11 protein-coding genes are annotated in these 12,657 nt (G+C 72.9%); 5 read left to right on the top strand and 6 right to left on the bottom strand.

The window, feature by feature from the left end; translation table 11 throughout:
- Positions 1 to 28: 28 nt before the first annotated feature.
- Complete coding sequence (locus RDV89_RS05295) at positions 29 to 1,327, top strand: MFS transporter (protein ID WP_315731899.1); 1,299 nt, start codon at positions 29 to 31, stop codon at positions 1,325 to 1,327.
- Here the strand turns inward: RDV89_RS05295 and opgC are convergent.
- From opgC to RDV89_RS05270, 5 genes are read right to left on the bottom strand one after another with little or no spacing between them, the layout of a single operon-like run.
- Positions 1,314 to 3,941, bottom strand: coding sequence for an OpgC domain-containing protein (opgC, locus tag RDV89_RS05290; RefSeq protein WP_315731898.1), 2,628 nt, complete (start codon positions 3,939 to 3,941; stop codon positions 1,314 to 1,316). The two genes, RDV89_RS05295 and opgC, sit on opposite strands and share 14 nt — an antisense overlap.
- Complete coding sequence (locus tag RDV89_RS05285; RefSeq protein ID WP_315731897.1) at positions 3,938 to 4,375, bottom strand: ATP-binding protein; 438 nt, start codon at positions 4,373 to 4,375, stop codon at positions 3,938 to 3,940. Before RDV89_RS05285 ends, opgC begins: the two co-directional genes overlap by 4 nt.
- Positions 4,368 to 4,700: an STAS domain-containing protein gene (locus tag RDV89_RS05280; protein WP_315731896.1), complete on the bottom strand. Its 333-nt coding sequence runs from the start codon at positions 4,698 to 4,700 to the stop codon at positions 4,368 to 4,370. Before RDV89_RS05280 ends, RDV89_RS05285 begins: the two co-directional genes overlap by 8 nt.
- Positions 4,697 to 6,679, bottom strand: a complete 1,983-nt coding sequence (locus RDV89_RS05275; protein ID WP_315731895.1) for a glycosyltransferase family 2 protein — start codon at positions 6,677 to 6,679, stop codon at positions 4,697 to 4,699. The genes RDV89_RS05280 and RDV89_RS05275 overlap by 4 nt, the downstream gene beginning before the upstream one ends.
- A complete protein-coding gene (locus tag RDV89_RS05270) occupies positions 6,676 to 7,860 on the bottom strand; it encodes a PP2C family protein-serine/threonine phosphatase (RefSeq protein WP_315731894.1) in 1,185 nt (394 codons plus the stop codon). Before RDV89_RS05270 ends, RDV89_RS05275 begins: the two co-directional genes overlap by 4 nt.
- 190 nt (positions 7,861 to 8,050) lie before the next feature.
- On the opposite strand from RDV89_RS05270, the gene RDV89_RS05265 reads away from it, so the two are divergent.
- From RDV89_RS05265 to RDV89_RS05250, 4 genes are all read left to right on the top strand, one after another.
- Positions 8,051 to 8,833, top strand: a complete 783-nt coding sequence (locus RDV89_RS05265; protein WP_315731893.1) for a response regulator transcription factor — start codon at positions 8,051 to 8,053, stop codon at positions 8,831 to 8,833.
- A gap of 69 nt (positions 8,834 to 8,902) precedes the next feature.
- Positions 8,903 to 10,156, top strand: a complete 1,254-nt coding sequence (locus tag RDV89_RS05260) for a glycosyltransferase family 4 protein (protein WP_315731892.1) — start codon at positions 8,903 to 8,905, stop codon at positions 10,154 to 10,156.
- A complete protein-coding gene (locus RDV89_RS05255; RefSeq protein WP_315731891.1) occupies positions 10,150 to 10,866 on the top strand; it encodes a class I SAM-dependent methyltransferase in 717 nt (238 codons plus the stop codon). Before RDV89_RS05260 ends, RDV89_RS05255 begins: the two co-directional genes overlap by 7 nt.
- Positions 10,863 to 11,966, top strand: a complete 1,104-nt coding sequence (locus tag RDV89_RS05250; protein WP_315731890.1) for a prenyltransferase/squalene oxidase repeat-containing protein — start codon at positions 10,863 to 10,865, stop codon at positions 11,964 to 11,966. The genes RDV89_RS05255 and RDV89_RS05250 overlap by 4 nt, the downstream gene beginning before the upstream one ends.
- Before the next feature lie 44 nt (positions 11,967 to 12,010).
- Here RDV89_RS05250 and RDV89_RS05245 read toward each other — a convergent pair whose 3' ends face one another.
- Positions 12,011 to 12,655 carry a class I SAM-dependent methyltransferase gene (locus RDV89_RS05245; RefSeq protein WP_315732221.1) on the bottom strand — a complete coding sequence of 215 codons (645 nt, stop codon included), beginning with the start codon at positions 12,653 to 12,655 and terminating at the stop codon, positions 12,011 to 12,013.
- Positions 12,656 to 12,657: the final 2 nt, after the last annotated feature.

The raw sequence follows: 12,657 nt of genomic DNA, 5'->3' as shown, positions 1-12,657 counted from the left end.
GCGGCCGCCGGGCGTAGGATTCGTTGCAATGAGCAACGAGCCTGCCCCCGCCGGCGCCCTGAGGACCTGGTCGGTGTGGGGGATCGGCCTGGCGATCTACTTCCTCGCCGTCTTCCACCGCTCGTCCCTGGCGGTCGCCGGACTCGTCGCCACCGAGCGCTTCGACATCAACGCCTCGCAGCTCGCGACGTTCGTGATGCTGCAGCTGCTGGTCTACGCGCTGATGCAGGTGCCCGTCGGCCTGGCCGTCGACCGCTTCGGGCCACGGCGCGTGCTGACGGCCGGCCTCGTGGTGCTGACGGCCGCGCAGGCGGGCTTCGCCTTCGCCGAGTCCTACCCGGTGGCGCTGGTGGCCCGGTTGTTCGTCGGGATGGGCGACGCCCTGACGTTCATCTGCGTGCTGCGCCTGGTGGCGTCCTGGTTCCCGCCCCGGCGGGTGCCGTTCATGACCCAGATCACCGGCACCGCCGGCCAGTTCGGCGCGATCGTCGCGGCGGTGCCGATGACGGTCGCGCTGGGGGCGCTCGGCTGGACGCGCACCTACCTGCTGGCCGGCTCCTTCGGCATCGTGCTGCTCGTCGCGCTGCTGGCCGTCGTGCACGACTCGCCGGGGGAGCGGTCACGGCGCGGGCCGGCGCTCTCCCTGCGCGAGACGCTGGGCGGGCTCGCGGAGGCGTGGCGGCACCCGGGCACCCGGTTGGGGATGTGGATCCACTTCATGACGCCGTTCGGGTCGAACGTGCTCGGGATGCTGTGGGGCTACCCGTTCCTCGTCCAGGGCCAGGGCCTCTCGGACGCGACGGCCGGCGTGCTGCTGACCGTGATGATCGTGGCGGTGATGGCCACCGGCCCGGTGCTGGGCTGGCTGGTCGGTGCGTACCCGCTGCAGCGCTCCACGATGGCGATGACCATCGTGGCGGCGATGGCCCTCGCGTGGGCCGTCGTGCTCGCCTGGCCCGGCGACGCACCGCTGGCCGTGCTGGTCGTCCTCGTCGTCGTGGTCGGCGTGGGCGGACCCGCGTCGATGATCGGCTTCGACGTGGCTCGCACGTCCAACCCCGTCGAGCGCCTGTCGAGCGCGACCGGCCTGGTCAACCAGGGCGGGTTCTACGCCACGCTGCTCCTCGTCGTGGGCATCGGACTCGTGCTCGACTGGCGCACCCCGGGCGACAGCGCCGCGTACACGCCGGAGGCGTTCACCTGGGCGATGAGCCTGCAGTTCGTGCTGTGGGGCGTGGGGCTGACCCAGGTGTGGCGCTACCGACGCCACGCCCGGGCCCGCTACCGCGCCGAGCAGGACCACCAGGCGCCGCTCACCTCGGGATGACCGAGAACAGGAACTTCTTGCGCACCATCAGCCAGATCAGCGCGAGCACGGCGGTGTGGATCAGCGTGCCCTGCCACAGCGAGCCCCGGTCCAGGCCGGGGATGTTGCCGACGGCCAGCACGAAGAACACGTGCACGATGAAGACGTAGAGGCTCGAGGAGCCCAGCGGCGTCCAGAACCAGCCGACGACCTTGTCGATCGGCTTCCACATCGTCGTCAGCACGGCGTAGGCCACCACGATCATCAGCGCCAGGTCCACGAGCCGGCCGGGCTGCAGGAAGACGCGGGTGTACGCGTTGTCGTACAGCCAGCCGTAGGCGCCCTCGGGGAACGGCGAGGCCGAGTAGCCGTAGCTGTGCGCGAGCCAGAGCCACACGAGGCTGCCGGCGTAGCCGAGCACGAAGACCGTGCAGGCGATCTTGCCGGCCCGGCTGACCAGCGCGCGCGTGACCTGGCGGCGGTAGACACCGAGCACGAGGCCGTGCGTGAACGCGATCTGCCAGGTCAGCAGCGGGAACACGGCCTCGAACTGCGACGGCAGCACGTGCACCTCGTCGATCGAGTTCCACACGAACAGGGCCCACGAGACGGCCAGGACCAGCCACCACAGGCCGCGCTTGACGAACCACATCAGCACCGGCAGCAGCAGGCTGAGCACGACGAACAGACCCATGATGTTGAAGACCCACGGCCCCATCTCGAGCAGCAGGAACTGCTGGACGGCGTACCACGGCGGTGGGTAGTCGAAGAGCCGCGGCGCGTTGGCGTACAGGTCGTAGACCTGACCGGTGACCGCCTCGCCGTTCTCGCCGGTGCCGCGGTCGGTGAACGTGGTGATGACGGTCGCGTCGATGAAGGGCAGCAGGCCGAGCAGGTAGACGATCATGACGACGGCCAGCGCGACGAGGTACTGCTTGCGGGCCCGCCGCCACATCACGACGGCCGTCGGCCACTCGCCGAGCTTGCGCACCGTCGGCAGGTAGATCATCCCGAGCACGATCCCGGAGAGCAGGACGAACATCTCCGCGCCGGTGATCGCGCCGATCGCGTTGAGGCTGATGTAGGAGTACGGGCTGGTGACCTCGATGTGGGTGATCACCACGGCGAGGATGATCCAGCCGCGGAAGAGGTCGAGGCGCTGGTCGCGCGGGTCGTTCTCGTTCGGGTAGCGCCACGACGGGATCCACTTGCCCGCGATGCCCGCGAGCACGAAGAGGATCGCGAGCACGGCCGCGCAGAAGACGATCCAGCCCATCTCCGCGCCGACGTCGTCGGCGGCGACCTGCCGGCCCTGCGCGGTCGCGGTGTTGCCCGCGTCCTGGTCCAGCACGCGCGTCACGGGGCCGGTGGTCACGCCGTCCGCGGCGAGGTCGGCACGCAGCGCCTCCGTCAGCTCGTCGGTGCGGGTGGCCCGCCAGTCGACGACGCGGTCGCCGGCCTCCGCCTCCGGGCGGCGCTGCTCGAGCCACGAGATGCCCCGCACGAGCGGGTAGTCGTCGTCCGCCTCGAAGACCTGCTGCCACCAGTCGCGCTTGATGTCGAGCTCGGGATCGCCGGCGTCGTCGGGGATCCACAGCGCGCCCGTCTCCACGAGCATCGGCAGCTCGTAGCCCTCGGCGAACCGCTCGTAGAACGGGGTGCCCCCGTTGCCCGTGTTGTAGTTGAAGCGCTCCTCGAGGCGCTGGCGGTAGGCGTCCGGGTCGGCGACGCGGTCCAGCTCGAAGCCCTCGCTGGTCTCGAGGTCGCCGGTCTCGCCGCCGGTCTCGAGCTCTACGTCGTTGTCGATCCGCCCGCGGTCGGGCCCGAAGTGATACAGGGTCAGACCGACCCAGTCCACGGCGTCCTCGCCGGGCCAGTAGGGCTCGTACGGGTCGTCACCCTCGTCGAGGCGACCGCTTCCGTTCGTGTCGAGCTCCTGGGTCTCCGCGACGCGGTCGGGGTCGACATCGCCGTAGGCGGCGCCGTACGGGTAGCCGGCGCCGTACACCGGCGACCACACCATCGCGGCGTGGGGCGTCGCGTCGTGCACCGCGTCGGCGACCGTGCGGAACGCCTCGACGTACGCCCGGGGCTGCTGGCCCCAGCCGTACCAGGTGCCGTTCATCTCCGGCGCGAACCGGACGAGGAAGAAGGTGTCGAGCTCGTCGTGCAGCTCGACCAGCTCGTCGGCGAGCTCCTCGGCGTGCGCCGGGGTCAGCTCGCCCAGCGGGAGCACGGGTTCGAGGCTGACCACCGCGACGGCGCCCTGCGTGGCCGCCTGCTCGACGAACTGGCGGAGGTAGGTCTCGTCGTCGTCACCGAGCGGGTAGTTGACCCGCTGTGTGTACAGCGACGGGCTCTGCCCCAACCGGTCGGCGTAGTCGGCCGCGGAGTCCTCGGTCCACGTCAGGCTGGGACCGAACCACGGGCTGCCGGCAGCCGGGAGCGCCGGGGGAGCGTCGTCGTCGGTCTCCGCTGCCTGCGCGGGCGTGACCCAGGACAGCAGGGAGACGAGCAGGCCGAGGCACAGCAGGACCAGCGGCCCCCGGCCGGTACGCCGGTGCGCGTCACCGTGCCCGGCCGTGGGGGCCGTCGTCGTGGTCCCGGTCGTCGCGGTGGCCCGGGCGGCGGTCACCGGCCCTCGCACCGCAGCGTCCAGACGTTCCGCCCCTCGACGCGCTCGTAGTCCAGACCGTCCAGGACGTCCCGCGCGAGCGCCAGGCCCCGTCCGCTCTCGGCGTCGACGCCGGGCATGGCCACGTCGCTCAGGTCGAGGGCGAAAGGCTGGCCGTTGTCGCTGATCGTGCCGACCAGCCCCGTGGCGGTGCGGGTCACGTCCAGCGCGAGCCGCCGACCGTCGGCCCGCACGTCCGGGGCGTACGCGTGCTCCACGACGTTGCCGAGGATCTCCATCGTGGCCATGACGAACCGCAGCCGCACGTCGTCGGCGACGTCGGGGTGCTCCGTCCACGCCTCCTCGAAGGCGTCGTGCGCGGTGTCGAGGGCCTCGGGTGCCGCGGGGAGGTGCAGCGCGAGCAGGGTGTCGTCCCCGGCGGTCGACTCAGACATCGAACGCGCCCTCCACGTCGGCGCGCGGGCGCAGCACCTTGTCGATGTTGGTGAGCTCGAAGACCGTCAGCACCGCGGGCGTCGGGCGCGCGACCCGCAGGTCGCCGCCGGCCTGGCGCGCCGACTTCAGACCGCTGATCAGGGCGCCGAGCCCCGAGGAGTCGAGGAACGTCGTCTCGGCCAGGTCGACCACGACCCGCGTGCTGCCGCCCTCGATCAGGCGGGTCAGCGTGGTGCGCAGCTCGCGCGCCGCGACCATGTTGAGCCGGCCGCGGGGGACCACCACCGCGATGTCGCGCTCGGTGCGTACGTCGATCTCGATCATCGGTCTCCTTCGGGCAGGGCAGGGGAGGAAGCAGGCTCGGTCTCGTCCGGCCGCCATCCGTCGTAGCGGACGGCCCGGACGATCACCGAGAAGATCACCAGGTCGAACACGACCCAGACGAGGTTGAGGCTGGTGCCGAGCACGGAGGCCTGGCCGACGGCCAGGCGCACGATGCCGACGACCCCGGCCGCCGCGAGCAGGGCCATGGCGATCAGCTGCGGACGCACCAGGTCCCAGCGGCGCTCCGTCGTCTCGGCACGCACCTTGGGCGTGACCGAGAAGTCGAGGTCGCGGCCGAGGAAGACGTTGCCGAACGCCGAGGTCACCGACTTGATCCAGACGGGGAACAGCGCCAGGGAGTACTGCTGCCCGCGCCACGTCGGCCGGCCCGCCGCGGCGACGAAGAAGAGCAGCTGGTTCACCACCAGGAACGGCACCAGGCGGACGAAGAAGTCGGTGCTCAGCGCCTGCACCGGCAGCACGCCGAGGGTCAGGTAGATCACCGGCGCGGCGATGTAGACGATGGCGGCGAAGCCGGACAGGTAGCTCCACATCGTGGCGAAGTACATGAGCCGCTGGGGCCAACGCAGGCGCTTCTGCACCAGCGGGTTCTCCCGGAACATCACCTGCGCGGTGCCCTGGGCCCAGCGCAGGCGCTGGGTCAGCATGGACTGCAGGTCCTCGGGAGCGAGACCGTGCGCCAGGACCTCGTCGTGGTAGACGGAGCGCCAGCCGAGGCTGTGGATGCGCATGCAGGTCGCCATGTCCTCGGTCACCGAGATCGTCGCCATCGGCATCACCGGCAGCGCCTCGTCGGAGCGGTCGACGTCGACCGAGCGCACGAGGGCGTCGACCGCCTCGACGGCGCCGAGCGGGGACAGGTCGCGCGCCGTGACCCGGTCGATGCTCTCGAGGCTGACAGTGGCCAGCGAGTCGTCCGAGCCGGCGAGCTCGTCGAGCTGGGCGATCACCGCGAGGTCGTCGGCCACGAGCTGGAGGTCCTGGGCCAGCAACCGGCGCCGGATCTCGGCCACGCGGCCCTGGAACCGGTACGTCACGTCGAGCAGCGCACCGCCCCGCTCGATCTCGCGCTGCGCGCGGGCGACGTCGTAGAGCACCTCGTCCAGCGCGGACGCGACCGCGGCGTCCTCCGGTCCCAGGTCCTTCCGGGCCCGCGACACCACCGAGCGGGCCGAGCGCAGGGCCCGCTCCACCGCGATGCCGACCTCGTGCACGTAACGCGCGATGCCCACCTGCATCAGCGCGTCGCGACGCAGGACCGCGTTCGAGCCGCAGAAGAAGGCGGCGTTCCAGCCGTCCTTGCCCTGCTGGATCGGGCCGTAGAACAGCGGTGCCTGGCTGCCGAGCGGGTCGTCCTCGGGCACGTTCACGAAGTACTGCGGCGTCTGGACGAGGGCGACCTCGTCGTCGGAGAAGTAGCCGAGGGTGCGGTCGAGGATGTCCGGGCTCGGCACCTGGTCGGCGTCGAGGATGAGGAGGAACTCGCCGTCGGTGGCCAGCAGCGCGTTGTTGAGGTTGCCGGCCTTCGCGTGGCGCGGCATGCCCGACCACTCCTCGGAGCGGGTGATCCAGCCGATCCCGAGCTCGCGGGCGAGCGCCCCCATCTCGGGGCGGTTGCCGTCGTCGAGGATCCAGGTCTGGTGGGGGTGCCGGATGGCCACGGCCGCCTCCGCGGTGCCGCGGACCAGCTCCAGGGGCTCGTTGTAGGTGGTGATGAAGACGTCGACGGTGGCGTCCGGGATCGGCGGCGGGGGCTCGCCGCGCTCCTTGAGCCGCCACATCGCCATCCCGAACAGCAGCGAGTCGATGAGGCTGTAGGTCTCCGCGATGATCAGCGGCACGGCGATCCACCAGGCCGACCAGTGCACCGAGAACATCCAGCGCCAGGTGATGTAGTTCAGGCCGAGCAGTGCCGTCACGACGACGATGACGCGCAGCAGGACGAGCCGACGGGTCATCGTGCGCCGACCGCCTCCCGGTAGACGGCGAGCACCGTGACGTCGTCCAGGGGCGGACGACCCCGCACCAGCCCGGCGACCGTGGCGAGCAGGTCCGCCGGGCTCGCGCTGCCGCTCACCATCGCCGCGACCTCCGGCCACGGCGTCTCCGGCGCGTCGAGCAGGTCGAGCACCCCGTCGCTGAGGACCACCAGCCGGTCGCCCGGGGCGATGGTGGTGGTGTGCTCGCTCCAGTGGTCGTCGGGCAGGACGCCGAACGGGCGGTCCTCCCCGGTCAGCGGCTCGACCCCGCCGTCGGGGCGGACGACCGCGGCCAGGCCGGACCCGGCGTCGACCCAGCGGGCGTACCCGTCGTCGAGGTCGATGGCCGCCTCGAAGACGGTGAGGAACGCGCCCGCGCGCTCCAGGTCCGGGGTCAGGCTGCGCGCGACCTGGGTCGCGGTGACCCCCAGGTCGGCGCCGGCCGTGACGGCCGCGTGCGTCGCCCGGATGGCGGCGCGCGCGCCCGCGCCGAGCAGCGCCGCGCTCGTGCCCTTGCCCATGACGTCGCCGACGCCGAGGTGCAGGACCCCGCCGCCGACCCCGTAGTCGAAGCAGTCGCCGCCGACCGCGAGGGCCGGCACGCACATGCCGTCGACCTGCCAGCCCTCGGTGGTGATCGGCGCGGCGGGCAGGAGCGAGGTCTGCACCTCGCGGGCACGGCCCATCTCGCTGGACGACACCAGCTCGTGCCGTGCCCACGACGCGAGGTCGGCCAGGTCGGCCAGCTGCTCCTGGTCCAGCGAGCGCGGACGGTCGTCGAAGAGGCACAGGGTGCCGACGACGTTGCCGAGGTGGTCGGTCAGCGGGTGTCCCGCGTAGAACACCGTGCCGGCGCGGACGGCGGGCAGGTGGGCGAACCGGCGGTCGTCGCGCGCGTCCGGCACGACCATCAGGTCGCCCAGGGTCTGCGTGGTCTGGCAGAACGTCTCGCGGCGCGGCACGGGCGCCGTCGGGATGCCCTGGGAGCTCGGGAACCACGCGCGGTCACCGTCGAACAGGGTGATCGCCGAGGCCGGCACGTCGAAGAGCTTGCGCGCGATCCGGGTGATCCGGTCGAGCTGCTCGATGCTGTAGTCGGCGGCGTCCGCGACTCCCTCCGCCGCGCGCGCGTCCCGCAGTTGGTCGGCCCCCACGTCCATGCAACCCCGCTCCTCGAAATCGGCTCCGACGGTGCCAGCGGTTAGGTACCCCGCCACGCTAGCCTGGATGCGCGTCCCGTGCGACGTCCGCCACGCCTGTCGTCGCAGGTCGTCGGCGGTGTCGCACCGGACAACGGGCGGGTACGCCCGGGGTGACGGGTTCGGACCAGACTGGCGGGAGGGCGTCGAGGTGGCAGCAGGGGGAGGTCCGGGCTCGGACCGGACGGTGCTCGTGGTCGACGACGACGAGGACCTGCGGTTCCTCATCGTCACGGTCCTGCGGGACACGGGGTACCGCGTGCTGGAGGCGACCAGCGGCGCGCAGGCGCTGGAGACCGTGCGGGCCGAGTCGCCCGACCTGGTCACCCTCGACCTGGGGCTGCCGGACATGGACGGCACCGAGGTGTGCCGCGCCCTGCGTGAGTTCAGCGACGCGTACGTCATCATGCTCACCGCGCGGACCGACGAGTCGGACCGCCTCGCGGGGCTCGACGTCGGCGCGGACGACTACATGGACAAGCCGTTCTCGCCGAAGGAGCTGCGCGCCCGCGTCGGTGCCGTGCTGCGCCGCGCCCGCCCGGCCGCCGCGGCGGCCCCCGCTGCCGTCGACGCCTCCGACGGTGCGGCTGCGCCCGTGCCCAGCCGCAGCCCCCGCTCGCCGGTGGTCGTCGACGGCGGCCGCGGGCTGACGATCTTCCCCGACCGCGACCTGGCGCTGCTCCACGGCGACCCGCTGCCCCTGACCGGGGTCGAGGTCACCGTCCTGGCGGCCCTGGCGCGCACGCCCGGCACGCCCCTGTCGCGACGCGACCTCGTGCGCCAGGTCTGGACCGAGGACTTCGGCGAGTCGTACTTCCTGCTCGACATCCACGTCGGCAACCTGCGGCGCAAGCTGCGCAAGGCCGGGGCGACGGGGGAGTGGATCCGCAGCGTCGGGGGCACGGCGTACGAACTCATCGGCGACGACGACTGACTCACCGGTAACCTCAGCGCAGCGGTCGAACCCACGGCCGCACCCGGTCGGTCCCGAGGAGGTGCGTGGGTGCGCGTCGCGCTGTTGTCCTACCGCAGCAAGCCCCACTGCGGCGGCCAGGGGGTGTACGTCCGCCACCTGAGCCGCGAGCTGGTCGCCCTCGGGCACGAGGTCGAGGTCTTCTCCGGCCAGCCCTACCCCGAGCTGGACCCCGGCGTGCGGCTCACGCCCGTGCCCAGCCTGGACCTGTACCGCGACCCCGACCCGTTCCGTACGCCCGGTCTGGGCGAGATCCGGGACCTGACCGACGTGCGCGAGGTCGTGACGATGTGGGCGGGCGGCTTCGGGGAGCCGCGCACGTTCGGCGAGCGGGTGCGACGCCTCGTGCGGCAGCGGGCCGACGACTTCGACGTCGTGCACGACAACCAGGTCCTGGCCTACGGCATCGGTGACCTGGCCGCGGACGGCATCCCGGTGCTGACCACGATCCACCACCCGATCACCTTCGACCGCCGCATCGACCTCGAGGCCGCCACGTCGTGGCGACGCCGGCTCTCGCTGCGGCGGTGGTACGGCTTCCTGCGGATGCAGGGCCGGGTCGCGCGCAAGGCCACCCTCGTGCTGACCCCCTCGGAGTCGTCGAAGCGCGACATCGTCGCCGACTTCGGCGTCGACCCCGAACGCCTGCGCGTGGTCCTGCTCGGCGTCGACGACGTCTTCGTCCCCCCGACCACGCCGCGGGTGCCGGGCCGCATCCTCGCGATGGCCAGCGCCGACGCACCGCTCAAGGGCATCAGCACGCTGCTGGAGGCCTTCGCGAAGCTGCGCACCGAGCGCGACGTCGAGCTGGTGCTGGTCAGCAAGCCGCAGGCGGGCGGACGCACCGAGCAGCTGGTCGCGGAGCTCGGCATCGGCGAGCACGTGCGGTTCGTGCACGGGGTCAGCGACGAGGAGCTGGTGCGGGTCATGGGCTCCGCCGAGGTGGCCTGCGTGCCCTCGCTCTACGAGGGCTTCTCGCTGCCCACCGCCGAGCTGATGGCCTGCGCGACGCCCCTGGTCGCCTCGCGCGCCGGGGCGATCCCCGAGGTCACCGGGCCCGACGGGCTGTGCGCGGACCTGGTGACGCCCGGCGACGTCGGCGAGCTCGAGCAGGCGCTCGCGGCGTTGCTCGACGACCCGCAGCGCCGCGAGCGGATGGGGCGGGCCGGGCGCGAGCGGGCGCTCGCGGAGTTCAGCTGGCGCGCGGTCGCACGGGCGACCGCGCAGGCGTACGAGGACGTGATCGCCGTGACGCGCGGCGCAGAGAGGACGCAGGGATGCTGACCGTCGACTTCGAGCGCCTGGGCCTGCAGCCCGGCGAGCGGGTGCTGGACATGGGCTGCGGCGCGGGCCGCCACGCCTTCGAGATGTACCGCCGCGGCGCGGACGTCGTGGCGTTCGACCAGGACGCCGACGAGCTCGCCGGGGTCCGGGACCTCTTCGGCGCGATGCTCGCCGCCGGCGAGGTGCCTGCGGGCGCCGAGGCCGACGTGAAGGAGGGCGACGCGCTGGGCCTGCCGTTCGCGGACGGCGAGTTCGACCGCGTGGTGGCCGCCGAGGTGCTCGAGCACATCCCCGCCGACATCCAGGCGATCGAGGAGCTGGTGCGCGTCCTGCGCCCCGGGGGCACGCTGGCGGTCTCCGTGCCGCGCTGGTTCCCCGAGATCGTCAACTGGCGGCTCTCGGAGGAGTACCACGACGTGCCGGGCGGCCACATCCGGATCTACACCGACAAGGAGCTCGTCACCAAGGTCACGAACGCCGGCCTCGAGCTCGTCGGCAAGGACTACGCGCACGGCCTGCACACGCCGTACTGGTGGATCAAGTGCGCGGTCGGCGTGCGCAACGACGACCACCCGCTCGCCAAGGCGTACCACCGGCTGCTGGTGTGGGAGATCATGAAGCAGCCGCGGGCCCTGCAGCTCGCCGGGCGCGTGCTCGACCCCCTCATCGGCAAGAGCCTGGTGCTCTACTTCCGCAAGCCCGGGGCGTGAGCGCCTCCAGCGGCACGCCGGGCACCGGGCTGCACGAGGTGCCGGCCGTCGCCGGGGTGCTGACGTCGGCGGACGTGCGGCGCACCGCGGCCTCGATCGCGTCGATGCAGCACCCCGACGGCGCGATCGCCTGGACGCACGGCGACAAGACCGACGCGTGGAACCACACCGAGGCGGCGATGGCCCTGCTGGTGGGCGGCGAGGTCGCCGCGGCCCACGCCGCGTACGACTGGCTGCTGCGCACGCAGCGCCCCGACGGCACGTGGCCGGTCAAGGTGGTGGGCGCCGAGGTCGTCGACGACGCGGCGGAGACGAACATGACCGCCTACGTCGCCGTCGGCGTCTGGCACCACTGGCTGGTACGCCGCGACCGGGGGTTCGTGGACCGGGCCTGGCCCGCGGTGCGCGCGGCGCTCGACTTCGTGGTCCGCCTGCAGCTGCCGTTCGGTGGCGTGGCCTGGATCGAGGACCGCGTCGACGGCGCGCCGGGGGCGGCCCGACCGGAGGCGCTGCTGACGGGCTCGTCGAGCACCTACCAGTCGCTGCGCGCGGGCATCGCCCTCGCGGGTCTCGTCGGGGACGCCCAGCCCGAGTGGGAGCTCGCCGCCGGCCGGCTGCGGCACGCCGTGCGCCGGCACGAGGACCTGTTCCTCGACAAGCGCACGTTCTCGATGGACTGGTACTACCCGGTCCTCGGCGGCGCGGTGCGCGGCGACGCCGCGCGTGAGCGCCTGGCCGGCCGCTGGGACGACTTCGTCGTGCCCGACCTCGGGATCCGCTGCGTCGACACCAACCCGTGGGTGACGGGCGCCGAGACGTGCGAGCTGGTGATGGCGCTCGACGCCGCCGGCGAGCGCGGGAAGGCGCTGCAGCTCTTCGCCGACATGCAGCACCTGCGCACCGAGGAGGGGCACTACTTCACGGGCTGGGTGTGGCCGGACGAGGTGTACTGGCCGCACGAGCACACCACGTACACGGCCGCGGCCGTGGTGCTGGCGGCCGACCAGCTGAGCGGCACCACCCCGGGCGCCGACATCATGCACGGCTCGACGTTCGGCCCGCACCCGGCGGAGCTGGCCGCGCCGGGCTGCGGCTGCTGAGCCCGCCTGGCCCGCCCGGCCCGCCTCAGGTGGGGGGGCCCGGCTCAGCGCACGGGGTCCCCGGCGTCGCCGCCGACCCGCTCGAGCACGCGCATCGAGCCCAGGGCCTCGACCTCGGCGAAGTCGCCGGACTCGAGCGCGCGGCAGTAGACGTCGTACGGCGGCCGTCCGCCGTCGGCGGGGTCGGGGAACACGTCGTGGATCACCAGTGCCCCGCCGCGCTGCAGCCACGGGGCCCAGCCGGTGTAGTCGGCGTGCGCGTGCTCGGCGGCGTGGCCGCCGTCCACGAAGACCAGGGACAGCGGCGTGCGCCACAGCGCCGCCACGGTCGTCGACCGGCCGACGACGGGCACGACGAGGTGCTCGAGCCCGGCGCGTTCCAGCGTGCGTCGGAAGGTCGGGAGGGTGTCCATGAGGCCCGAGGTCGCGTCGACCAGCGTGGGGTCGTGGTGCTCCCACCCCGCCTGGTTCTCCTCGGAGCCGCGGTGGTGGTCGACGGTGACCACGGTGCCGCCGACCTCCCGCGCGGCTGCGCCGAGGTAGATCGCCGACTTCCCGCAGTACGACCCCACCTCCAGCGCCGGCCCGTGGGGCAGCCGGGCGCGCGCCCAGCGGTGCAGGAGCAGCCCCTCGTCGGGCGGCATGAACCCCTTCGCCGCGAGCGCGTGCTCCAGCAGGTCGGGCGGCATCC

Source organism: Nocardioides imazamoxiresistens (assembly GCF_032378595.1).
In the GTDB taxonomy this organism is placed as follows: domain Bacteria; phylum Actinomycetota; class Actinomycetes; order Propionibacteriales; family Nocardioidaceae; genus Nocardioides; species Nocardioides imazamoxiresistens.
Note: the sequence above shows the minus strand (reverse complement) of the source record. Positions and strands in the feature narration are given on the sequence as shown.